The organism is Gaetbulibacter sp. NE (assembly GCF_025548475.1).
In the GTDB taxonomy this organism is placed as follows: domain Bacteria; phylum Bacteroidota; class Bacteroidia; order Flavobacteriales; family Flavobacteriaceae; genus Gaetbulibacter_B; species Gaetbulibacter_B jejuensis.
Genome location: NZ_JAOQHY010000016.1, coordinates 1 through 24,397, shown reverse-complemented (window position 1 = coordinate 24,397; position 24,397 = coordinate 1). Strand labels below are relative to the sequence as shown.

Sequence of the window (24,397 nt, the reverse complement as noted above, 5' to 3'; positions counted from 1 at the left end):
TTTTGAGTTGGGTTTTTACAAACATAATACTTTTAATTAATTTTCAGGATTAGATTTAGGCACTCTGAACAATAAAATTATTCCAAATAAGAAAAACAGAAATAAAAATACAATAGCATTTCGCATTGTACTTATGTGGTCAACAATAGCAAAAATAGCCATACCGATAACAATTCCTATTTTTTCAGCTACATCATAAAAACTAAAATATGAGGTTGAATCTTCAGTTTCTGGTAAATATTTTGAATACGTAGAACGTGCCAAAGCTTGTATTCCTCCCATTACTAAGCCTACAAATGCAGCAGTAACATAAAAGTGTATTGGCAATGTTACAAAGTAAGCACAAACACATAAAAGCATCCATATAGCATTAATTACAATTAGCGTGTATTTGTTTCCAAAACGCTTTGATGCTCTCGAAGTCAATACAGCTCCTAATACAGCTACTAATTGAATTACCAGTATACTCACTATTAATCCTGTTCTTTTTTCATTATCATCAGCCCAAAGAATTTCTTTTTCACCAAAGTAGACAGCCATTAACATAATGGTTTGCACAGCCATACTAAATACAAAAAACGCATACAAATAACGTTTTAATCTTAGGTTTTGCTTAAGCTCTTTCCAAACCGATTTAAGCTCAGTAAATCCGTTAAAAATTACACTTTTAGTAACTTTATGACCTTTAGATGCTCCTTTTGGTAATACATAAAATGTGTACTGACTAAATATAATCCACCATAACCCAACTGTTATAAATGAAATTCTCATAGCTTCTATTGAAGCTGTATTTCGAGACTCTTCGGTTGTACCAACATCAAATCCAAACCACTCAGGAAACATAACCATAAAAAGGTTAAGAATTAATAATAACACGCTACCTATGTAACCTAAACTAAAGCCTTTTGCACTTATGCTATCCTGTTGGTCTTCGTACGCGATGTCTGGTAAATACGAATTATAAAACACCAAACTTCCCCAATATCCTATAAGTCCCATAAAATAGAACAGTAAACTAACGTGAATTAAATCTTTACTAAACCAATACAAGCCAATACAACCTAAACCACCAACATAACAGAAAAACTTCATGAACGTTTTTTTGTTTCCTACAAAATCGGCAATACCTGAAAGTATTGGTGATGAAAACGCAACCACAAGAAAGGTAAACGCTGTTACAATTTCAATTAAAACGGTTTGTTTAAATTCATATCCAAATGCCGAAACTAGTTCGGTTTTTGTTGCAAATAAACTCCCATAAAACAATGGAAAAATAGAAGATGCTATAGTTAAAGTATATACTGAATTTGCCCAATCATAAAATGCCCAAGCATTAAGAAGTTTTTTACTTCCCTTTTGAAGTTCTGCCATAGTTAGTTAAAATAAAAAGCTGTCCTTTTTAGGACAGCTTCTAAAGTAATCAAATATTTTTAGAATTTGGTGTTATCATTTAAACGATGTTACACCAAACTTTTTTGCTTCAGCTTTTGCCTTTGCAGCATTCTTTGTAAGATTAGCAATTCTTGTTTCGTTTGAAGGATGCGTACTTAAAAACTCAGGTGGTGCTTGTCCTCCACTTTGTGCTTGCATACGTTTCCAAAGTTCAGCACATTCATCAGGATTATAACCTGCAATAGCCATAATCATTTGTCCAATCTCATCAGCTTGCGTTTCATGACTTCTGCTAAAAGGTAACATTCCTAATACATTTGAACCTACTCCATAAGACTGGTTAAATATATTTCTGGTTTGCTCATCTTTTATAGCAAAATTACCTGCTACTGCAAGACCTTGTTGTATATATGCAGCACTCATACGTTGTTGTCCATGGTTTGCTAAAGCGTGTGATACCTCGTGTCCCATAATAGCAGCTACTCCTGTTTCTCCATCTGCTATTGGTAAAATACCTGTGTAGAATACAATTTTTCCTCCAGGCATACACCAAGCGTTTACAGTTTCGTCATTAACTAAATTATACTCCCATTGGTAATCTTTTAAATACCCTTCATAGCCATTAGCATTTAACCAACGCTCAGCAGCAACTGCAATACGTTGACCAACACGTTTAATCATTTCAGCATCAGCAGTTCCTGTAACTACTTTATTTTCAGTTAAAAATTGATCGTATTGCGAAAATGATGATGGAAACAATTGGTCGTTAGATACAAATGCCATTGTTTTTTTCCCTGTAAAAGGGTTTGTTGCACAAGATAAAAACAGTAATACTGTACCTAATGCAACGATGCTTTTTCTATAGTTCATTATTGATGGTGTTAAATGTTATTAGTTATAAATTTACAAAAATCATTCCATACAATTATGACACATAACATCATAAATTGTCACAATTAACTTACAGTTTAGTTCTTATTCTCCCACCAAGTGAAGCTCGGTAAAGTCTTTATCAACTATCATACTATTGTCTCCATTCATCTTAACATTAGCTAATGGAATATCGACATTATCAATTTGGATACTAGAAACCTTAAATGGCAATCCATGGAATTTTACTAAAAACTGCTGATAGTTTGCTGTAAACTTACCTTCTTTATGTTGCTGAATAATAAGCTGATTTGGCTTTCCTGTTAACTTAAACGTTCTAAAACTATAACGTCCTTTTATGTAGTCATAACCATCATGTGCATCATCATAAAACAGAGAATCTTCTTTACCTTCTTTGTAATATACATCTAATACTACTTGGTCTATTTCTTTTTCGTCTACATACTGCTGAACAGGATACTTTGGGATAATTGCTCCTTCTTTCACAAAAATTGGCATACTATCAATATCAGCATCAACCCACATTTCCTTTCCTCCATTAACAATTTCATTTGTCCAGAAATTAAACCATTTTCCTCTAGGTACAAACATGCGTCTGCCTCTTGCATTTTGTTCTAAAATTGGACAAACCAATATTTTTTCACCAAAAATAAACTCGTCATTTCTGTAATGTGTATGAACGTCTTCTTGATCAAACAACATTAATGATTTCAACATTGGAATACCTTCTTCAACATACTGCCAAAATGTAGTATATAAATATGGAAGTAATTGGTAGCGAAGTTCAATAAACTTTCTAACAATGTCTGTTACGTCTTCATCAAAAGCCCATGGTTCTTGATCGCCATGATCACCAGAAGAATGTACTCTACAAAATGGGTGAAATACTCCTAACTGAATCCAACGAGTAAAAAGCTCACCTTGTGGCTGTTCTGCAAATCCACCTATATCACTACCAGCAAATGAAAAACCAGACATTGCCATGCGTTGTGCTTGTATGTTTGCTATCCATAAATGCTCCCATGTTGCAACGTTATCACCTGTCCAAGTTGATGTATATCTTTGAGTTCCTGAATAGGCTGCTCTTGTAATTACAAATGGTCGTTTTGGATAAGAGTACTTTTTTAATCCTTGATATGTAGCTCTCGCCATTTGCATACCATAAATGTTATGCGCTTTTCTGTGACTACAAGGGTTACCATCATAATCGTGTCTTACATCGTTAGGGAAAGTTTTATTAGGTACTTCCATAACTGCAGGCTCGTTCATATCGTTCCAAACTCCTTTTACACCAATGTCTTCAACAAGCTCTTTGAATAAACCAGACCACCATTCTCTAACTTCAGGATTTGTAAAATCAGGGAAATAACATTCCCCAGGCCATACTTTACCTTTCATGTATGGTCCATCAGCACGTTTACAGAAGTAGTCTTTATCTAAAGCTTCTTTAAACACACTGTATTCCATATCTATTTTAATTCCTGGATCAATGATAACAACAGTTTTAAAACCATCGTCTGATAGTTCTTTAACCATTCTCTTAGGATCAGGAAAATAGTCTTTATTCCAAGTAAAACACCTAAAACCATCCATATAATCAATATCTAAATAGATAGCATCACATGGTATTCTTAACTCTCTAAATTTTTGAGTGATTTCTTTTACCTTACTTTCTGGATAATAGCTCCATTTACATTGGTGAAAACCTAATGCCCAAAGTGGTGGCAATTGATGTGGTTTTCCTGTTAAATCTGTATAATTAGCAACTACATCGCTCATTTGAGGACCATAAATGAAATAATAGTTCATTTCGCCTCCTTGAGCCCAAAAACTAGTGACGTTGCGTCTTTCATTAGCAAAGTCAAAAAATGACCTAAAGGTATTGTCAAAGAAAATTCCGTAGGCTTTTTTATTGTGCAATGCTGTATAAAACGGTATTGTTTTATAGATTGGGTCTGTATTTTTACCATAAGCGTAAGAATCGGTTACCCAGTTTTCAAAGCGTTTTCCTTTTAGGTTAAGCTTTGCAGGTTTATCTCCAAGACCAAAGTAACTTTCACCATCATGAGAGGCTTTGCTCATTTTTACAATATTGCCTCCAAACTCATAGCTTTCTTCCCAATGAAACCCTAATTCGTCTTCGTTTATCAAACTTCCATCAATCGCATCAAACAATGACACTCTAAGATCTAGTTTTGAAATTTCACAAATTAGTTTTGAAGTTGTGACTTTATAAACTTCTTCTTGCTCTTCAATCTCAAGTTTATTATATCCTCTACTTGCATATTTGGTTATTGCATAGGAAAAATCGTTTTCAAAATTACCTGTTGTTGTAAACCTAAATCTCAACACACTATCTCTAACCACTGTTAATTCTAAAACAACATCATTATCTGTTTTAAAATACAAGGTATCAACATCTTTGCTATACGAAACAATCTTTGAAGGAAATAAGTTTCCTTTATATTCTAATTCAGTATTTACAATCATAAGTCAAGGTTAATATACATAACAAAAAAACGTATAAGTTACCACATATAAAACATTAGTTTATAAGAATTATTAACTATAACGTTTTCGAAAATTTATTTTGAATATTTAAACGCCACCATACCTAAAGGCGGAATAGTAATCTCTACAGAATGCTTTCTATACTGCCAATCTTTTTTCTCTGACTTAAGCGTTTTGTTTTGATATTCACCTGTACCATTGTATGACTTTAAATCACTATTAAAGATTTCTTTAAGTGTTCCTTGTTTAGGTAAACCTATTCTATAGTCTTCCCTAGGAATTGGTGTCATGTTACACACTACAATAATGTTATCTTTTACTAGCTTACCTTTTCTTATATAGACAAGTACAGAGTTTTCAGAATCGTTATAATCTATCCATTCAAAACCGTCGTTTGAAAATTGCTTTTGGTATAAAGCAGGTTCACTTTTGTACAGTGTGTTCAAATCTTTTATAAGTGTTTGAACACCTTTATGAACATCATACTGTAATAAATGCCAATCTAAACTTTGTTGAAAATTCCATTCTTCGCTTTGCCCAAATTCGGCTCCTTGAAACAGCAAGTTTGTTCCAGGATGTGTAAACATGTAACTATACAGCAATCGTAAATTTGCAAAGCGTTGCCATTCGTCTCCAGGCATTCTACCTAGTAAAGAACGTTTACCATACACAACTTCGTCATGCGATAAAGGCAGCATAAAATTCTCAGAAAATGCATAGGTCATTGAAAACGTTAAATCATTTTGATGATGCTTTCTGTAAATAGGTTCTTTTGCAAAATATTGAAGTGTATCGTGCATCCAACCCATCATCCATTTCATACCAAATCCTAAACCTCCTAAAAAAGTTGGTTTTGACACCATTGGATATGCTGTAGATTCTTCAGCAATGGTTTGTACATCAGGAAACAAACTATAAACGGCTTCATTCATTTCTTTCATAAAATCAATAGCCTCAAGGTTTTCTCTACCTCCAAACTTATTGGGTTCCCACTCTCCTTCTTCTCTTGAATAGTCTAAAAACAACATAGATGCTACAGCATCAACCCTTAAACCATCTGCATGATAATGATCTAACCAAAAAATAGCGTTACTAATTAGAAACGATTTTACTTCATTTCGACCATAGTTAAAAATTAGGCTTTTCCAATCAGGATGATAGCCTTTTCGCTTATCAGGATGTTCGTACAAATGTGAGCCATCAAAAAAACCGAGTCCGTGAGCATCTTCTGGGAAATGTGATGGTACCCAATCTAGAATAATTCCTATGTCATTTTGATGAAGTTTATCTACCAGAAGTTTAAACTCTTCAGGATACCCAAAACGCGATGTTGGTGCAAAATATCCTGTAATTTGATAACCCCAACTTGGGTCATAAGGATATTCCATTACTGGCATCAACTCTACATGTGTAAAGTTCATGTCCTTTACATAGCTTACCAACTCGTCAGCTAATTCTCGATAAGACAAAAACCGATTGTGTTCTAGCTTTCGTTTCCAAGATCCTAAATGCACCTCATATACTGAAAATGGAGCGTCCAAAGCATTATTAGCTTTACGCTTTTTCATCCATTTTGCATCATCCCAAGTGTAATTTTCATCATCCCAAACTATTGAAGCTGTTTTTGGAGGGTGTTCGCATCGTCTTGCGTAAGGGTCAGCTTTTTCAGTTATTATATCAGCATTATTACTATGTATTTTATACTTATACACACTGCCTTTCCCAACATTGGGTATAAAGCCTTCCCATATTCCGCTAGAATCCCAACGTACAGTAAGTTGGTGTTGTTCATCTTCCCAAAAGTTAAAATCACCTATAACCGAAACAGCCTTAGCGCTTGGAGCCCAAACAGCAAAATACGTCCCTTTTACTCCATTTAAAGTAGTAATATGAGAGCCAAACTTTTCATAAAGTCTGTAATGCTTTCCTGCTTTGAAAAGACCAATATCAAATTCTGTAAACAAACTATAGGCTATTACCTTTTCCATATTGAGAATTAAACACTAAATGTACATAATTAAATACACTGTAAAAGTATTATTTCTTTTAAATAAATGTAATTTTAAGCTAATGGTCTCGACCAAAACCATAAAAAATTGAAAATTTAGAATTATGAAAAAGCTCTTTTTATTATTTGCTATAGGAATGTTATTTAGCTGCAATACTGTAGCGCAAAAAACAAAAACTACAAAAAAGGACGTTTACAAAGTGAACAAAACTGATGAAGAATGGAGACGTGTTTTAACTGATGAACAATTTTATGTTTTAAGAGAAAAAGGCACTGAAAGACCTCACACAGGCAAGTACAATTTACACTTTGAGAAAGGCACATATGCTTGTGCAGCTTGTGATGCTCAATTATTTGAAAGCGGAGATAAGTTTATGTCAGATTGTGGTTGGCCTAGTTTTGACAATGCCATTGAAGGCACTATAAAATATAAAGAAGATCGCTCTTTAGGAATGGTTCGCACCGAAATTCTTTGCGCCAATTGTGGAGGACATTTAGGACACATTTTTAACGATGGACCTACTGCAACAGGAAAGCGTTTTTGTGTAAACTCAGCGAGTTTAAACTTTGACGCTAAAGCTGAAAAAAATTAGCACCAAGTCATTGGCATAAGTGTTATCTTTACACTTATGGAAAACACAATAATTTCTGGCGTAATCAAGCAGTTTGAATACTACAAAACTGCTGCTGACAAAACATTTGACCAACTATCTTTTGACGATATAAATTGGCAACCCAATGATACTTCAAATAGTATTTCTAAAATTGTTAAACACATGGTAGGAAATATGTTGAGTAGATGGACCAATTTTTTAACAGAAGATGGTGAAAAAGATTGGAGGCATCGCGAACAAGAATTTGTGGCAACTTACACAACTAAAAACGATGTATTGCAAGCATGGGAAAAGGGTTGGGACTGTTTGTTTGACGCTATAGAACCTCTTAAAGATTCTGATTTAGAACGTATAGTTTACATTAGAAATGAAAAGCATACTGTAGCTGAGGCTATCTTTAGGCAATTAGGACATTACCCTTATCACATCGGTCAAATTGCTTATATAGGAAAATTGCTAAAAGAGAATCATTGGAAATCATTATCTATTCCCAAAGGACAATCTGAAGCATTTAATAAAGAAAAATTCAACAAAAACAGAAATTAACTTTTTTTCACTTCAGATTTTACAATGTGATGTTTTTTATAAGGCCTAATAATTAGTCGTGCTTCCCTATCAAAACGAATGTAATTATACACCCAGTTTATAAAAACAACTGCTCTGTTTCTAAATCCTATTAAAAAGAATAAGTGAACAAACATCCAAACAAACCATGCAAACACACCTTGAAATTTAAACGACTCTAAATCTACAACCGCTTTATTACGACCAACTGTTGCCATTGATCCTTTATCGTTATACTTAAAAGGTTTCATGGGTTTACAATCTATTAATCTCACCAAGTTATCTCCAAGTTGTTTTCCTTGTTGAATAGCAGGTTGAGCCATCATAGGATAACCTTGCGGAAAATCTTCGGTTTGCATACAAGCAATATCACCTACAGCAAAAATGCTATCAAACCCTTTTACTTGGCTAAACTGGTTTACCTCTACTCTATTACCTCTTGTAATGTAATCTTGAGCATCTAATCCTTTTATGGTAGCACCTTTAACACCTGCAGCCCAAACAACAGTTGCAGTTTCAAAAGTAACATCGGTATTTGTAGTTACCGTTTTGCCATCATATCCTGTAACTCTTAAATCCTTCCAGATGTTAACACCTAGTTCTTCAAGAAAATCTTCAGCTTTTTTAGAAGCCTTTTCACTCATTTCTTTCAACACTCTGTCACCAGATTGCACAAGATTTATTTGTGCTAAACGCGTATCTAAATCAGGATAATCTTTAGGTAAAATGCCTTTCTTTATTTCGGCTAAAGCACCAGCTAACTCAACTCCTGTTGGTCCTGCTCCTACAATTACAAAATTCATTAAAGCATTACGCTCATCAAGGTCTGATGTGAGTAGCGCATCTTCAAAATTTTCTAAAATTAAACTTCTAAGATTAAGCGATTGTGGTATGCTTTTCATAGCCATACTATGCTTTTCAATCGATTGGTTACCAAAATAATTGGTTTCAGAACCTGTTGCAATAACCAGATAATCGAACTTTAAATCACCAATATCAGATTTTACTACTTTATTTTCGGCATCAATCTCCTTCACATTTGCCATTCTAAAGAAAACATTAGGAAAATTTTTCAATATTTTTCGCAATGGATATGCAATAGAATCAGGTTCTAATCCACCTGTAGAGACTTGATATAGTAAAGGCTGAAACGTGTGATAATTGTGTTTATCCAATAAAACAACTTGTGCTTCTTTTTTTGATAATCTTCTGGCAAGAGAAATGCCTGCAAATCCACCACCAATAATAACAATGCGTGGATAACTCACTCTAGGTATATTCATAAAGCTTAACTTTCAATACAAAGGTAGCAAAACATATAATTTTTTGTTAGCTAAATTCATATTTCAATTTAGGTTTTGTAAATTCGTAGCTTCAAAATAAGACAAAACAAATTCTCATGAGTAAATACGATATTATTGTTCTTGGAAGTGGTCCTGGAGGCTACGTAACTGCTATTAGAGCTTCTCAATTAGGTTTTAAAACTGCAATTGTTGAAAAAGAAAGTCTAGGTGGTGTGTGCTTAAATTGGGGTTGTATTCCAACAAAAGCATTGTTAAAATCTGCACAAGTATTTGAATACTTAAAACATGCTGAAGATTACGGATTATCAGTTAAAGACGCTGATAAAGATTTTGATGCTGTTGTAAAACGTAGTCGTGGTGTAGCAGATGGTATGAGCAAAGGTGTTCAGTTTTTAATGAAAAAGAACAAAATTGACGTTATTGAAGGGTATGGAAAAGTAAAACCTGGAAAGAAAGTTGAAGTTGACGGTAAAGACTACAGTGCTGACCATATTGTAATAGCAACTGGAGCTCGTTCTAGAGAGTTACCTAGCTTACCACAAGATGGTAAAAAAGTAATAGGTTACCGCGAAGCAATGAGCTTAAAAGAGCAACCTAAAAAGATGATTGTAGTAGGTTCTGGAGCTATAGGTGTTGAGTTTGCTTACTTTTACAACTCTATGGGAACTGAGGTAACTATAGTTGAGTACTTACCTAATATTGTTCCTGTTGAAGATCAAGACGTATCTAAACAACTAGAACGTAGCTTTAAGAAAAGTGGTATTAAAATCATGACTTCAGCCGAAGTAACTAAAGTTGACACTTCAGGAAAAGGTGTTAAGGCTACTGTAAAAACATCTAAAGGAGAAGAAGTTCTTGAAGCTGATGTAGTATTATCTGCAGTAGGAATTAAAACTAATATTGAAAACATAGGATTAGAAGACGTAGGTATTGTTGTTGATAGAGATAAAATTTTAGTAAATGATTTCTACCAAACCAATATACCTGGTTATTACGCTATTGGAGACGTTACTCCTGGTCAAGCATTAGCTCACGTAGCCTCTGCTGAAGGAATTCTTTGTGTTGAAAAAATTGCAGGAATGCATGTAGAAGCTTTAGACTACGGAAACATTCCTGGTTGTACATATTGTACTCCAGAAATTGCTAGCGTTGGTTTAACTGAAAAACAAGCTAAAGATCAAGGTATCGATATTAAAGTTGGAAAATTCCCATTCTCAGCTTCTGGTAAGGCAAGTGCTGGTGGAAATAAAGAAGGCTTTGTAAAAGTTATTTTTGATGCCAAATATGGTGAGTGGTTAGGATGCCACATGATTGGTGCTGGAGTAACTGATATGGTTGCAGAAGCTGTTTTAGGTAGAAAACTAGAAACTACAGGTCATGAAGTATTAAAAGCAGTACATCCTCACCCAACAATGAGTGAAGCGATTATGGAAGCTGTTGCAGATGCTTATGATGAGTGTATTCATATCTAAACAAAACAAACTAATAGATATAAAAAGCAATCCTTAATTTGGGTTGCTTTTTTTTATAATACAAGTCCCATTCCTATGAACAATCCATTAGGAGCTATTTCTTCAAATCCTATGGTGTATTTCATGTGAGCATCTAATGAAGGTGTGATATTATAAGACGCACTTATATCTGCTCTTACTTTAAATTTACTAGAGAAAAAATCAAAAAAGTAATTAAGACTAGGTCCTGCAAGTAAGTTAAAATTGTTAGCCACTTCATATTTGGCATAAATAGGAGCATTTATAAACTTAAAATCACTAAGCCCAATGTATAACACTTCAGGTTGCAAAGAAAAGGTTTCGTTAATTTCAAACTCAGTAAAAACACCAAAATAAAACCCTGTTTCAGTTTCAGTGTTTGCTCCAAAATTAGCTTCTTCTACATTAAAAAACGTAAGGTTTAAACCTCCTTTAACTCCAAAATTCACTTCATTTTGTGAATGCATTGTAAATGTTGAAATACAAAAAAATAGTAATAGATTAAATCTCATGGTTAGTTATGTGATTGGTTAAATTATGTATCTAAAACTTAAATCTAGAGCCTAAATTAAATGAAGAACGCGATTTACCTTGATAATGTTGTGTATTAAAACCTTCATTCTCAAACTGCTCAGTCATTAACAAATTAAATCGTGCATATATATTCAAATTATCATTAACATCATATTGAACTCCAGTAGTCATGGACATAGAGTATTCGCGTGGAACTCCTGTATTATCTGAGAGAATATTAACTTTTGGACCAGCCATCACACTAAATTTATTTGTAACTCCATATTTTAAAAGAAAAGGATATTCTAAATAATTAAAATGCGGTGTAATGGTTTTATGCAGTTCTGTTCTCAAGGTCCAATTATCACCAAGTATGTCGTATTCTGAAAAATAACTACCATAAAAGTAATTAATCCCTAAATCTGAATTCAAGACTTCGTCACTTTGTGTAAAAGAATCTACTGGTTGAGTGCTCGTTTCTTGAGCGTTAATAGTTTGAAAAAGACCAACTAATAACAGGCTAGAAATTAATCGTTTCATATGGTTGGGTATAGTATTTTACACTAATTTACAACAACATAGAATAAGTATTTCACAAAAGAACCTTAAATTATAGCTTAAAAAAAGTTAATTAACTAATTATAACTTTATAAAAAGCTTTGAATACCAAGCTCATAGCTTTGCAAACCAAAACCAACTATTACACCTTTTGCATTAGGAGACACATAGGATACATGTCTAAACTCTTCCCTATCAAATGTGTTGGAAATATGAACTTCTACAACAGGAGTTTCAATGGCTTTTACAGCATCACCTATACCAACAGAAGTATGTGTATAAGCAGCAGCATTTAATACAATACCATCATAAGCACCATAACCAGCTTCATGAAGTCTATTAATAATTTCACCTTCAATATTTGACTGAAAGTATTCTATGTTTACGTTTTTATACTTTTCTTGTATTGTATCAAAAAACTCATTAAAAGTTAAGCTACCATATATATTGGTTTCACGTTTACCTAGCAAATTTAAATTAGGTCCATTAATAATAATTAGTTTCTTCATATAGTAAAGATATTAAAAAAAGGTATAAAAAAAGCCGAAGCAACTGCTTCGGCTTTTTTCAACTATTATTTTTTATAATTAGAAGTGAAAAGCAAATCCAATTAAACCTTGGAAAGCGCTTTCAGCTTTTTCCTCATCTAAAGTTACATTGTAACGTACAGTTGGCTCAATACTTACGTTTGGAGCAACAAACCAAGCATAACCACCTTGTAAACCAACCCAGTTAGCGTTGTTTCCATCTTGAGAAACACCTGTAAAATCAACTCCTACAGGAAACTGTCCGTCGATGTAGTATTTTGCTCCAACTTTGTAAGCAAACATTCCATCGTTAAAACCATCATCAGCATAACCTAAACCAGCTTTAACCGCTAAGTTATCCATAACAAAATAACCAGCTTCAGCACCAGCAGACCAAGCAGTGTTTCCATCAATAGATGTTAAAGAAAATGCTGTACTTCCTGTTGCCCAAGAACCAGTGTTGATTTCAATAACCATACTTCCTTCTGATAAAGCAGTTGATGCGTTGTCAGAATCTTGAGCGTTTACATTAGATAATCCTAATACTGCAGCAGCAGCAAATAAAAATAATTTTTTCATAATTGATTAAGTTTTTTTTTAATTGAGTTTGCGAAAGTATGTAGAAGTTTTTTATCTACACAACATTTTAACAAGAATTTTCTTAATCTTTTAAGTATCAGAACATAAAAAAAGCCGAAACGAATGTTTCGGCTTCATTTTTTATGTTTTGGAAGTATTATAACCCAAACTCAATACCTAAAGAAATCGCATCGAAAGATCCACCATCAACACTTACTCCCTTATAAGATAAAACGATATCTAAAGATTCGCTTACACCATATTGTACTTTAGGAGCATAGTAAAATCCACCATCGTTACCATCTGGACTTAGTCCTATTGCGTATCCTAAGTCAGCTCCTAAAGTAAATTCTTCAGAAACAGCAAAACGTCCAGCAGCAGCAATTGGTAAAAATCCTGCATCGTCTACATCAATAGATGTTCCTAATACTTCAACAGAATCTCCAAAATAGTGATGATAACCAGCAGCAACACCTGCATTGAAGCTTTCAGAAACTTCCCATAAATAATTTGCGTCTAAATTAACTCCAAAAGTGTAAGAGTCTCCAGCATCTCCAATTGGTAATGCAGCACTAATTCCTGCATTAAAATCTTGGGCTTTAGCAGTAAATCCAAAAGCTACCATAGCAGCTAATAACATTAATTTTTTCATAATATTTAAAGTTTTTAAATTGATTATTAGCAAACTAAACACTTTTTTTTGAATTTTTCACATTTTTATCGCTAGTTATTAACAATTTTATACACATTAATTTTTAAAATACTAATTATCAATACTTTACACAATGCGTTATTAACAATTTTTAAGAAATATACGACATATGACGTACTGATTTTGACTAATTTACAGTAAAAAAGTACTATTTTTACCCAATGAAATGGCTAAATGCACTCAACGATTATAAACATTATCTCAAAATTGAAAGAGGATTATCAGACAATTCAATCACTAATTATGAGTATGATGTTCAAAAACTTATCACCTATTTAGAAGAAAACAATATTAATCAATCTCCTGATGCAATTGATTATGATACTATACAACCATTCATTTACGAATTATCAAAATCCCTTAACGCTAGGTCACAATCGCGTTTAATATCTGGTTTGCGTAGTTTTTTTAGCTATTTGGTATTTGAAGATTACAGAACCACAAATCCTTTAGACCATATAGAGTCGCCTAAAATAGGCCGAAAACTACCAGACACTTTAAGTATTGAAGATATTGACTCTCTTATAGCTGCTATTGATATTACCAAAGAATATAATGGTATACGAATTGGTGAACGTGATAGGACTATACTAGAAACACTTTACAGTTGCGGATTGCGTGTAAGCGAACTTACCAACCTAAAGCTATCTGATCTTTATTTTGATGAAGGTTTTATAAAAGTTACAGGTAAAGGTAATAAGCAACGGTTTGTGCCTATTGGAAAAAACACTCAAAAGTACATTAACATCTATAAAAACGAAGTGCGTACAACTATTAATGTTCAAAAAGAGTTTAAAGACACTTTATTTTTAAACAATAGAGGGAAACAGCTTACTCGTGCTATGATATTTACAATTATTAAACAGCTAGCAAAGAAAACTGGTCTTCAAAAAACTATTTCGCCACATACATTTAGACATTCGTTTGCTACTCATTTATTAGAAAATGGTGCCGATTTAAGAGCTATACAACTTATGTTAGGTCATGAAAGTATTACCACTACCGAAATTTATATGCATGTTGATAGAACTCACTTAAAAGACGTACTTACTCAGTTTCATCCAAGAAAATAATGTTCTTCATAATTTTTTCTAAAAATCAGTCCTATCTTTGTGACCCTTTTTTAGATTATGTGTCTTAACACAAAAGCCCTTACATCAATCAACACTTATGGAAAATAGCAAGCTACTCTACATAGAATGCTTAAATAATGATAAATATCTCGAAGAGTTAATTACTGATAGTTATAAATGGCGTTTTGCTTTAGAAAACTCAAATATTGGTGTTTGGGATTGGAATGCAAAAACTAACGAAGTCTTTTATTCTGAAGAGTCTAAACAAATGATAGGCTATGAAGATTATGAAATTGGAAACACATCAGACGAATGGGACAAAAGAGTTCATCCTGAAGATAGAGAAGCCTATTACAGAGACTTTAATGCACACTTAAGAGGCGAACTTGATATCTATATAAACGAACATAGAATACGCTGTAAAGACGGAAGTTATACGTGGATTTTAGATAGAGGTAAAGTTGTTAGTAAAGATAACGATGGTAAACCTACAAGAATTATTGGTACGCACTCCAATATTACCAAACGTAAAGAAGTTGAAGAGGCATTAAAAATAAATCTTGACCTTATAACTAATCAAAACGATAGATTGCACAACTTTACTCATATTGTATCTCATAACCTACGCACACACGTTGGTAACTTTGAGAGTATTTTAGAGTTTTATGACCAAGCTAGTTCTGAAAGCGAAAAGGAAGACATGGTTAATCATTTAAAAACTATTTCAAAATCTTTAACTGAAACCATTACTGATTTAAATTCTATCATTAGTATTAAATCAAAGTCAGATACCAAAGCACTTAATCAAAGAGTAAACTTAAGAGAGGTTGCAAAAAAAGTTGTGGAAAGCTTAGTACTTGATATTAAAAAACATAATGTTTTAATTGAAAATCTTATTCCTGAAACAATTTATATAAATACCAACGTAAGCTACCTTAATAGCGTCATACACAATTTAATTTCAAATAGTATTAAATACAGTAGTAAAACACGTCAACCCTTAATAACATTAAATTGTGATGTAACTATTAACACTATTCAACTTACAGTTAAGGATAATGGCATTGGTATAGATTTAAACAAACATGAAGACAAGATTTTTCAGCTTTACCAAACATTTCATGGCACTCAAAGAGAAGATTCCAAAGGCATAGGTTTATATATCACAAAAACCCAAGTAGAAGCTCTTGGAGGGACTATTGAAGTTGATAGCACTCCTAACCAAGGTACTTGCTTTAAAGTCACATTAAATACATAAAAAAAAGCACCTAAAAAGGTGCTTTTTTTACGTTGTAATAGTTTATATATTCTATTTAGCAATATTAACTGCTCTTGTTTCTCTAATTACAGTAACTTTAACCTGACCAGGATACGTCATATCTGTTTGGATTTTTTGTGAAATCTCAAACGATAAGTTTGCTGCTTGATCATCAGATACTTTTTCACTTTCAACAATTACACGAAGCTCTCTACCTGCTTGTATTGCATAAGCCTTGTTTACTCCTGTAAATCCAAAAGCAACATCTTCAAGGTCTTTTAACCTTTGAATATAAGAATCTAGCACTTGTCGTCTTGCTCCTGGTCTTGCTCCTGAAATAGCATCACACACCTGAATAATTGGCGATAATAAAGTGGTCATTTCTATTTCGTCGTGGTGAGCTCCAATAGCGTTGCATACTTCTGGTTTTTCACCATATTTTTCAGCCCATTGCATTCCTAAGATTGCGTGAGGCGTTTCGATATCAGCTTCACTATCTGGTACTTTTCCTATATCGTGTAATAATCCAGCACGTTTAGCTAGTTTTGGGTTCAAGCCTAATTCTGCAGCCATTACACCACATAGCTTAGCAACTTCACGAGAGTGTTGTAATAAGTTTTGTCCGTAAGACGAACGGTACTTCATACGTCCTACAAGTTTTATAAGTTCAGGATGTAATCCATGAATTCCTAAGTCAATTACAGTACGCTTACCTACTTCAATAATCTCCTGCTCTATTTGTTTCTGCGTCTTTTTAACAACCTCTTCAATACGTGCAGGATGAATTCTACCATCAGTTACCAACTTGTGTAACGATAAACGCGCTACTTCTCGTCGCACAGAGTCAAAGCACGATAAGATAATTGCTTCAGGTGTATCATCAACAATAATCTCTACTCCTGTTGCAGCTTCAATAGCTCTAATGTTTCGACCTTCACGACCAATAATGCGTCCTTTAACGTCATCAGATTCGATATTGAAAACCGATACACAGTTATCAATAGCTTCTTCAGTACCTATACGCTGAATGGTGTTAATAATAATTTTCTTTGCTTCTTGTTGAGCTGTAAGTTTTGCCTCTTCTATTCTATCTTGAATAAATGCCATTGCATCAGTTTTAGCTTCACCTTTAAGTGACTCTACCAATTGTGCTTTAGCATCTTCAGCAGAAAGTCCTGAGATAACTTCTAATTGCTGAATTTGGCTTTTATGCGCTTTTTCGAGCTCTACTTTTTTCTTCTCTAAAAAGTCTAAACGAAAATCATAATCTTTGATTTTCGCGTCTAGTTCTTGATTGGCTTTTTTACTTTTTGAAAGCTCGTTAGATACTTGAGACTCTTTATCTCTAGTCCTTTTTTCGGCTTCAGCCATTTTTTTATCTCTAGATAAAATCACCTTTTCGTGTTCAGACTTTAGCTCGATAAACTTTTCTTTTGCCTGAAGTATTTTATCTTTTTTAATCGATTCTCCTTCGGAGTTTGCTTGCTTTATAATTGAATCTGCTTCACTTTTAGCATTCTTTATAAGCTTTGATGCGTTGCTTTTTTCTAATGATTTTGCAACTATATATCCAAGTATTACTCCTAATACTATTCCTCCAACAATTAATAAAATTGTGTTCGTTTCCATGTTTAGTTAGTGTTTATATATAAAAAAAGCCTACATCAGTTGAGCATTTTGTATAAACTCCTTAAAAACAAGTTTAGGGCTAACAAGCTGATCAAGGATCCATTCAAAGATGGCTTGCTTTTACAACTTAAACTCACCCTTTTTAAAGAATTAACGTTGAGTTTATCAAAAAAAATAACTAATGTAGGCAGTAACCTTATGTTTTATTTAAAAGAACGTTAGGCTGATAAATGTTTGTGCAATAGTTCATCAAGTGCTGATAACTTGTTTTGAACTTCTTCACTCACATTTGCCTTATCTATTTGTTTTTGCTCTACCTGAGATGCAAACTGTAACGCACACATGGCTAATACATCTTGCTTATCTCTGACAGAATAATTCTGCTCAAACTGAGAAATCATGTCTTCAATTTTCTTTGCAGCTCTTCTCAAACCTTCTTCTTGGCTTGGAGCAATCGTTAAAGGATATACTCTATTTGCTATTGAAAGCTTTATTTTAAGCTGTTCTGCCATGATTTATTTTACTAACATTATTCAGATAATTGCGCTATACAATGGTCAATATCCCTGATTAATGTATTTATTTTGAGCTTAGTTTCTCTATTATCTTCGCCACTGCCAAGTAATGAATTTGCCATTTTTAGAGCTTCATACTTTTCAACCCAAGAACTTATTTCTTCTTGTTGTTGAATATTTTTTTGTTGTTGTATTGCTAATTCTTCTGAAAGTTTAGCATTGGTTTGCCTTAAAACCTCTAGTTTGTGCAAAACCTTGCTAATTTTATTCTCTAAAGAATCTACAATATCTTCAATTTTACTCATTTACAAATTTCAATACTGTTGAAACAAAGTTAACATACCAAATCAAAAATTACAATTGTTTTACAATAAATTTTAAAATATTTAATTAATAGTATGATAAGCAATCAATATTTTATGAATAACTCTTTATGCTTTTGAAGATTACATTCAAATTAATATTTTAGCTATTATAATTCCATATATGAAATACCTTTTTTTAATCCTTTTTTGCTCGCAATTCTATAGTGCTTACGCACAATACCCTCAAGATTACTTTAGGAATCCTTTGGATATTGACCTTGTTTTATCTGGTACATTTGCTGAGTTGCGTTCTAACCACTTTCACTCAGGATTAGACATTAAAACACAACAACGCACAGGCTTAAAGGTTTATGCTGCTGCTGAAGGTTATGTGAGCAGAATTAAAATTTCACATTATGGTTATGGTAAAGCGTTGTACATTACTCATCCTAATGGATATACTACGGTTTATGCACATTTAGAGAAATTTTCGCCAAGAATTGAAGAGTACATCAAGCAGTGTCAATACCAAAAAGAAACTTATGAAGTAGAGGTCTTCCCTACTCCTGACGAGCTTCCTATTACAACTGACGAAATGGTTGCTTTCTCAGGAAACTCAGGGTCTTCTGGCGGACCACATTTACACTTCGAAATTAGAGATAATGCTGAAAGACCTATAAACCCAATGCTCTTTGGCATGGATGTAAAAGATTCTAAAAAGCCTTTAATTTCTGGTATTTATGCGTATCCTAAAGACGAAAATTCGCATGTGAACAATTCAAAAAAACGTGTTGAACTAAGATTAATACCAAATAAAAATGGTGATTATTCCGTTGAAAGTGTTGAAGCTTATGGAAATATTGGGTTTGGTATAGTAAGTTATGACCAATTAGATGGAGCCAATAATAAAAATGGTGTTAGTAACATTCAAACCTTTTTTAATGGCAACAAGAGTTTTGAAATGGATTTTAAGCGTTTTAGTTTTAACGAAACCAAACACATCAATCGTTATATAGATTTTGAAATCTATAAAACCAAACGCTCAAGAGTTCAAAAATTATTTGCACAATCTGGTAATACACTTAGTATGCTTAAAGATTTAGATAATAATGGGTATTTAATTGTTGAGGACAGCACCTCTTCGGTTTATAAAATAAGGGTTAAAGATTTTAAAGACAACGATGCGTGGATTACCATTCCTATTATTGGAAAAAAAGAAGTCAAAAAAGAACAAAAAGAACTCAACGATATTAAACCGTTACACTTTGCGTATGCCAACCAAGTAACTACTTTAGAAAAAGGTAATGTTTCAGTTTATATTCCTAGCAATACGTTTTACGATGACCTTCATTTAGATTTTAATGTTAGTAGCGACACACTATTAATGCATAAAGACGTGGTGCCATTACTTAAAAGCTACACCATAAATTATGACATAAGTAATTATAACGATGTTGATAAAGACAAACTGTTTATTGCTGAACTTGTTGGGTATTACCAAAGACCATCTTATGTGCATACAACCCGAAAAGGAGATGTGCTTTCAGCTAGAACAAAATCACTAGGAACATTTGCTTTACAAAGCGATTTAGTAGCTCCTACTATTACTCCTGTTAATTTTACCGATGGTAAGTGGATGAGTAAATCTTCCGAATTGAAAGTGAAAATAGCCGATGATCTTTCAGGTATTAGTAATTACAGAGCAACTGTAAACGGAAAATGGATTTTAATGGAGTATGAATACAAAACAGGTGTATTAACCCATAATTTTGACGATGGTATTGTCACTGATACCGAAAATAAATTAAAAGTAATTGTTACTGATAATGTAGGAAATAGTTCTACTTTTGAAGCAACCTTTTTCAGAAAATAAAATTTACAGCATTTGAAACCACTTACCAACTATCTACTTTTGTTTTTCTTCGCCATGTCTACAATGGCTTTTTCACAAAACGCTACCATTAGAGGTGTAATATTGGATGAAAACGATACTCCTATTTATGATGTAAATATCAAAGCAGGTGATTTAGGAACTGCAACAAACATAAATGGTTTTTACGAGTTAAAAATACCAGCAAACCAAGATGTAACCATTGTTTTTACACATTTATCGCACAAGTCAATAACACAAACTTTTAATCTAAAAAGCGGTCAAGAACTGGAATTTAACCCAGTAATGAAAGTTGATGTAGAGCAAATAGGTATTGTTGTAATTAATACAAATACAAGACAATCAGTAACTGGAGTAACCACAATAGCTCCCGAAATGATTAGAACCATAAAAGGTGCGCAACCAGGAGTTGAAAACATCTTAAAAACCTTACCAGGTGTAAATATTTCCAATGAACTGAGTACACAGTATTCAGTAAGAGGTGGGAATTTTGATGAAAACTTGGTATATGTTAACGAAATTGAAGTGTATCGTCCGTTTTTAATTCGTTCTGGTCAACAAGAAGGGTTGAGTTTTGTAAATACTGATTTGGTTCAAAATGTAGACTTTTCAGCTGGTGGTTTTCAAGCAAAATATGGAGACAAATTATCTTCAGTATTAGATATTACGTATCGAAATCCTATAAAGTTTGGTTTAAGAGCAGACTTAAGCTTACTTGGAGGAAGTATTGCTGCTGAAACTGTGAGTAAAGACTCTAAGTTTTCAGGTATTGTAGGTTTGCGTTACAGAGACAATAGTCTTTTAATAAACTCTTTAGAAACCGAAACTAATGTAGTTCCTGTTTTTGCAGATGCTCAAACCTATTTAACGTATAAGTTTTCTGATAAATTTCATTTAAATTTCCTTGGAAACCTTTCACTTAACAAATACGATTTTAAACCTCAAAATAGACAAACCAACTTTGGTACTATAGATAATCCTGTAGCTTTATTGGTGTTTTATGAAGGTCAAGAAAAAGACCGTTACCAAACCGCTTTTGGAGCATTTAAAGCTAATTATTTTGTAAATGATGACCTAACCTTAAAGCTCATTACTTCTGCGTATCACACGACTGAAGAGGAATACTTTGATATTTTAGCACAATACAGACTAGGTGAAGTCAATAGTAATATTGGAGATGAAGACTTAGGTGAAGTGGAGTTTAGTGAAGGTATTGGCTCTCAACTTACGCATGCTAGAAATAACCTTGATGCTGTAATTGTAAATGTTGAGCACAAAGGAGACTATAAAATTGATGAAGAAAGCACACTTGAGTGGTCAGCAAAGTATACTCATGAAGATATTAGAGACCGTCTAGTAGAATGGGAAGTTATTGATAGTGCAGGTTTTTCAATAAACCCACCAAATATTGATGCGTTTAACGATCAACCTTACTCACCTTACGAAGGACCACTTGTCGCATTCCAAAATGTAAGAGCAACCAACAAAGTACTTATTGACCGTTTACAGGCCTATTTACAATACAGCAAGCGTACAAAACTAGGAGAACACGACGTGTTTTATAATGCTGGTGTACGTGTGCACAACTGGAATGTTAGTGGTGACGGTATTGAAAGTAAAAGCCATACAGTATTTAGTCCAAGAGCTCAATTTGCCATAAAACCAAATTGGGAAAAAGACATGCTATTTAGGTTTGCTGCTGGTATGTACTACCAACCTCCTTTTTACAGAGAATTAAGAGACTCTTCTGGTGTAGTACAACCAGATGTAAAAGCACAAAAATCAGTTCATTTTGTTTTAGGAAACGAATACAGTTTTGAACTTTGGGACAGACCTTTCAAACTTGTATCTGAAGCTTATTACAAAAGTCTGTCTGATGTAAACCCTTACACTTTAGAAAACGTTCGTATTCGTTACAGAGCAAAAAACAATGCTAAAGCCTATGCTTATGGTCTTGACTTAAGACTTAATGGTGAGTTTGTAAAAGGTACAGAAAGCTGGTTTAGTTTTAGCTACCTTAAAACCGAAGAAAACATTGAAGACAGAGGGTATATTGCAAGACCAACAGATCAACGTTTAAAATTTGGAGTACTGTTTCAAGATTATGTACCAAGTATTCCTGATTTAAAAATGTACCTTAATTTGGTTTATAACACAGGTGTTCCTGGAGGTTCTCCAAGTTATGCTGACCCATACGACTACCAAAACAGATTAAGAGATTACAAACGTGCCGATTTAGGTATAAGCTATGTACTTGTTGACCAAAACAAAACCTATAATAGTAGTTGGAAACGTCATTTTAAAGAACTTACCGTAGGTTTTGAAATCTTTAATATGTTTGACGTACAAAACTCAATTACTAATACTTGGGTTAGAGATGTGTACAGTAAGCGTCAATATGCCATCCCAAATTACTTAACACCAAGAGTATTTAATGTAAGGTTGTCTACTCGATTTTAGAGGAATATGATGCGGAAAATATTGTTTCCAATAATAGCATTAATACTTTTATCTAGCTGCAAATCAGAAAGTAAAGAAAGAGAAAACACATTAGCAAGTAATAAAACTACTTCTAAAGCATCTAAGCTAACTGAACAATACAACCTATTTGTTGACCAATTTCCAATAATTGAAACTCCTATTAAAATAAAAGCTTGTGATGATGATTTTAGTGAGTTTATCCAATTAAACGACACAAACAACATTCTTGACAGGGAAGAATTCAATTACATCTATGGAAAAATTAAAATTAATGAAGAGTATATTGCTGTAATTACACTAGAAGAAGCTGAGTGTTTTATGCCAATATTAACAACTTTCAAGATTACTGGTGAAATAGTTAATTCAAAAGAATTGATGATTGGACGTTGTGGACCTGACCCATGTTTTGAATGTGAAGAATTAATGGAAATAGATAATGATTTAAATATTTACGTTGCATTTAATTCTCGTTATTTTAATTGTGATGAAAATGGAAACGAAATAGTAGGAACTGATAAAAAAGAAGTTATTTACAAAACAGGAAAAATCACAAAAGAAGGAATTATTGAGTTAACAAATGAAGTAAAAAAACAAAACCCTGATTAAACTATAACCAAGGTTTTTCTATTAGTACTAGGTAAAAATTTAATGCCTTTAAATTTTAGTAAATTTAGCAGTCATATCGGTTGTAGATTTTTGACCTTCAATACTCATCGTCATATTGATTTTTGATAATGTAGGCATACCAGAATCTCTATCTATATCCATAGTTCCTGTAATATCACCAGAAGCAGTACCCGAAATACTACCAGAAATATCAACTAAAACATTATTACGATTGATAGCTTTCACTTTGTATATAAAGTTAAACGTCATTGCGTTATCAACCTTAGTTTTTGTCCATGTATCACCAACAGCAACTTCCTCTTTAGGGTAAATTACACTACCTGATTGATCTGCAAAGTCGGCAGCACCTTCAATATCACTAGGCTCAACTCTAGTTTCTAAAATATTACCTAAATTATCACCTTTAGTTATAATTGTTGCCGATAACATAGGCTCCAATCGAGTCTTCATCATTTGTCCTGTTTCATCTAATTCATCATGTTTTTTATTTGTATCATAAGATACTGCCAATTGATCTTGTCTCATATCCATTGCCATTCTAGTAATTTTCGCATTACTTTCATAGGTATCACCAGTGACTTTAGTTATATCATACTGCATATCTATTTGCATATCATTGGTTATAATATCATCACCAATTACTTGCGACATGCTCATACTCATAGCATATTTTTGTCCTTCAACATAATTTAAACGAAGTAACACTTTTTCTTGCGCAGCACTTAGCATGCTTACACCTAACAAAAGCAGTATTAAAATTTTTTTCATCTTTATTGATTTGTGGTTAATTATTTGAAAGCTAATATAGATAAAATAAAAAGACTACTTACAGTAATGTCTTGTAACAACTTAATTGAAAAATAGTATCTTTAATCCAAGTAACTGACGGTTATACGTATTCCAAGGTAAAAAACAAGTTTTTTTTAGAAATTTACTGCTGCTATATTTACAAAGG

The 24,397-nt window shown here is 33.1% G+C and carries 22 protein-coding genes and 1 other RNA gene; 8 read left to right on the top strand and 15 right to left on the bottom strand.

Going from position 1 to position 24,397, the window contains the following annotated elements:
* Window positions 1-36: 36 nt before the first annotated feature.
* The 4 genes from OD803_RS13945 to glgB form a co-directional block, all read right to left on the bottom strand.
* Window positions 37-1,371 carry an MFS transporter gene (locus OD803_RS13945; RefSeq protein WP_262733957.1) on the bottom strand — a complete coding sequence of 445 codons (1,335 nt, stop codon included), beginning with the start codon at window positions 1,369-1,371 and terminating at the stop codon, window positions 37-39.
* 75 nt (window positions 1,372-1,446) lie between these two features.
* Window positions 1,447-2,262, bottom strand: a complete 816-nt coding sequence (locus tag OD803_RS13940) for a M48 family metallopeptidase (RefSeq protein WP_129760773.1) — start codon at window positions 2,260-2,262, stop codon at window positions 1,447-1,449.
* Between the two features lie 105 nt (window positions 2,263-2,367).
* The gene (locus OD803_RS13935) at window positions 2,368-4,773 is read right to left on the bottom strand and encodes a glycoside hydrolase family 31 protein (RefSeq protein WP_134199996.1); all 2,406 of its coding nucleotides are present in this window, start codon (window positions 4,771-4,773) and stop codon (window positions 2,368-2,370) included.
* 95 nt (window positions 4,774-4,868) lie between these two features.
* Window positions 4,869-6,782: a 1,4-alpha-glucan branching protein GlgB gene (gene glgB, locus OD803_RS13930; protein WP_262733955.1), complete on the bottom strand. Its 1,914-nt coding sequence runs from the start codon at window positions 6,780-6,782 to the stop codon at window positions 4,869-4,871.
* A gap of 124 nt (window positions 6,783-6,906) precedes the next feature.
* Here glgB and msrB point away from each other — a divergent pair, with 124 nt between their 5' ends.
* Window positions 6,907-7,395 carry a peptide-methionine (R)-S-oxide reductase MsrB gene (gene msrB, locus OD803_RS13925; protein WP_442899866.1) on the top strand — a complete coding sequence of 163 codons (489 nt, stop codon included), beginning with the start codon at window positions 6,907-6,909 and terminating at the stop codon, window positions 7,393-7,395.
* Between the two features lie 36 nt (window positions 7,396-7,431).
* Window positions 7,432-7,962, top strand: a complete 531-nt coding sequence (locus OD803_RS13920) for a DUF1572 domain-containing protein (protein ID WP_262733954.1) — start codon at window positions 7,432-7,434, stop codon at window positions 7,960-7,962.
* Here the strand turns inward: OD803_RS13920 and OD803_RS13915 are convergent.
* Window positions 7,959-9,263 carry an NAD(P)/FAD-dependent oxidoreductase gene (locus OD803_RS13915; protein WP_262733953.1) on the bottom strand — a complete coding sequence of 435 codons (1,305 nt, stop codon included), beginning with the start codon at window positions 9,261-9,263 and terminating at the stop codon, window positions 7,959-7,961. The genes OD803_RS13920 and OD803_RS13915 overlap by 4 nt on opposite strands.
* Before the next feature lie 116 nt (window positions 9,264-9,379).
* Here OD803_RS13915 and lpdA point away from each other — a divergent pair, with 116 nt between their 5' ends.
* On the top strand, window positions 9,380-10,756 hold the full coding sequence (gene lpdA, locus OD803_RS13910; protein WP_131507293.1) for a dihydrolipoyl dehydrogenase: 1,377 nt from the start codon (window positions 9,380-9,382) through the stop codon (window positions 10,754-10,756).
* Between the two features lie 53 nt (window positions 10,757-10,809).
* Here lpdA and OD803_RS13905 read toward each other — a convergent pair whose 3' ends face one another.
* The 5 genes from OD803_RS13905 to OD803_RS13885 form a co-directional block, all read right to left on the bottom strand.
* Window positions 10,810-11,286: a PorT family protein gene (locus OD803_RS13905; protein WP_262733952.1), complete on the bottom strand. Its 477-nt coding sequence runs from the start codon at window positions 11,284-11,286 to the stop codon at window positions 10,810-10,812.
* 31 nt (window positions 11,287-11,317) lie between these two features.
* Window positions 11,318-11,827: a hypothetical protein gene (locus tag OD803_RS13900; RefSeq protein WP_262733950.1), complete on the bottom strand. Its 510-nt coding sequence runs from the start codon at window positions 11,825-11,827 to the stop codon at window positions 11,318-11,320.
* 107 nt (window positions 11,828-11,934) lie between these two features.
* Window positions 11,935-12,354 (bottom strand): type II 3-dehydroquinate dehydratase, encoded by a 420-nt coding sequence (gene aroQ / locus OD803_RS13895; protein ID WP_134200010.1) that lies wholly within the window; start codon window positions 12,352-12,354, stop codon window positions 11,935-11,937.
* Between the two features lie 78 nt (window positions 12,355-12,432).
* A complete protein-coding gene (locus OD803_RS13890) occupies window positions 12,433-12,951 on the bottom strand; it encodes a hypothetical protein (RefSeq protein ID WP_262733948.1) in 519 nt (172 codons plus the stop codon).
* A 157-nt stretch (window positions 12,952-13,108) separates the two neighbouring features.
* Window positions 13,109-13,603, bottom strand: coding sequence for an outer membrane beta-barrel protein (locus OD803_RS13885; protein ID WP_129760760.1), 495 nt, complete (start codon window positions 13,601-13,603; stop codon window positions 13,109-13,111).
* Window positions 13,604-13,824: 221 nt separating this feature from the next.
* Here OD803_RS13885 and xerD point away from each other — a divergent pair, with 221 nt between their 5' ends.
* Window positions 13,825-14,736, top strand: coding sequence for a site-specific tyrosine recombinase XerD (xerD, locus tag OD803_RS13880; RefSeq protein WP_262733947.1), 912 nt, complete (start codon window positions 13,825-13,827; stop codon window positions 14,734-14,736).
* A gap of 97 nt (window positions 14,737-14,833) precedes the next feature.
* Window positions 14,834-15,994, top strand: a complete 1,161-nt coding sequence (locus OD803_RS13875) for a sensor histidine kinase (protein WP_262733946.1) — start codon at window positions 14,834-14,836, stop codon at window positions 15,992-15,994.
* 51 nt (window positions 15,995-16,045) lie between these two features.
* Here OD803_RS13875 and rny read toward each other — a convergent pair whose 3' ends face one another.
* The 4 genes from rny to OD803_RS13855 form a co-directional block, all read right to left on the bottom strand.
* Complete coding sequence (gene rny, locus OD803_RS13870; protein ID WP_129760757.1) at window positions 16,046-17,623, bottom strand: ribonuclease Y; 1,578 nt, start codon at window positions 17,621-17,623, stop codon at window positions 16,046-16,048.
* Between the two features lie 54 nt (window positions 17,624-17,677).
* Window positions 17,678-17,785: non-coding RNA, 6S RNA (gene ssrS, locus OD803_RS13865), on the bottom strand.
* Between the two features lie 56 nt (window positions 17,786-17,841).
* Window positions 17,842-18,135, bottom strand: coding sequence for a cell division protein ZapA (locus tag OD803_RS13860; RefSeq protein WP_129760756.1), 294 nt, complete (start codon window positions 18,133-18,135; stop codon window positions 17,842-17,844).
* Between the two features lie 17 nt (window positions 18,136-18,152).
* Complete coding sequence (locus OD803_RS13855; RefSeq protein WP_129760755.1) at window positions 18,153-18,443, bottom strand: hypothetical protein; 291 nt, start codon at window positions 18,441-18,443, stop codon at window positions 18,153-18,155.
* Between the two features lie 181 nt (window positions 18,444-18,624).
* Here OD803_RS13855 and OD803_RS13850 point away from each other — a divergent pair, with 181 nt between their 5' ends.
* Genes OD803_RS13850 through OD803_RS13840 form a run of 3 tightly spaced genes read left to right on the top strand, consistent with a single transcriptional unit; the run spans window position 18,625 to window position 23,421 of the window.
* Window positions 18,625-20,316: a M23 family metallopeptidase gene (locus OD803_RS13850; RefSeq protein WP_262733945.1), complete on the top strand. Its 1,692-nt coding sequence runs from the start codon at window positions 18,625-18,627 to the stop codon at window positions 20,314-20,316.
* A gap of 54 nt (window positions 20,317-20,370) precedes the next feature.
* Complete coding sequence (locus tag OD803_RS13845; RefSeq protein ID WP_262733976.1) at window positions 20,371-22,794, top strand: TonB-dependent receptor; 2,424 nt, start codon at window positions 20,371-20,373, stop codon at window positions 22,792-22,794.
* 6 nt (window positions 22,795-22,800) lie between these two features.
* Window positions 22,801-23,421 carry a hypothetical protein gene (locus OD803_RS13840; protein WP_262733944.1) on the top strand — a complete coding sequence of 207 codons (621 nt, stop codon included), beginning with the start codon at window positions 22,801-22,803 and terminating at the stop codon, window positions 23,419-23,421.
* 48 nt (window positions 23,422-23,469) lie between these two features.
* On the opposite strand, the gene OD803_RS13835 is transcribed toward OD803_RS13840, so the two are convergent.
* The gene (locus OD803_RS13835; protein ID WP_134200026.1) at window positions 23,470-24,210 is read right to left on the bottom strand and encodes a DUF6263 family protein; all 741 of its coding nucleotides are present in this window, start codon (window positions 24,208-24,210) and stop codon (window positions 23,470-23,472) included.
* Between the last annotated feature and the right edge of the window lie 187 nt (window positions 24,211-24,397).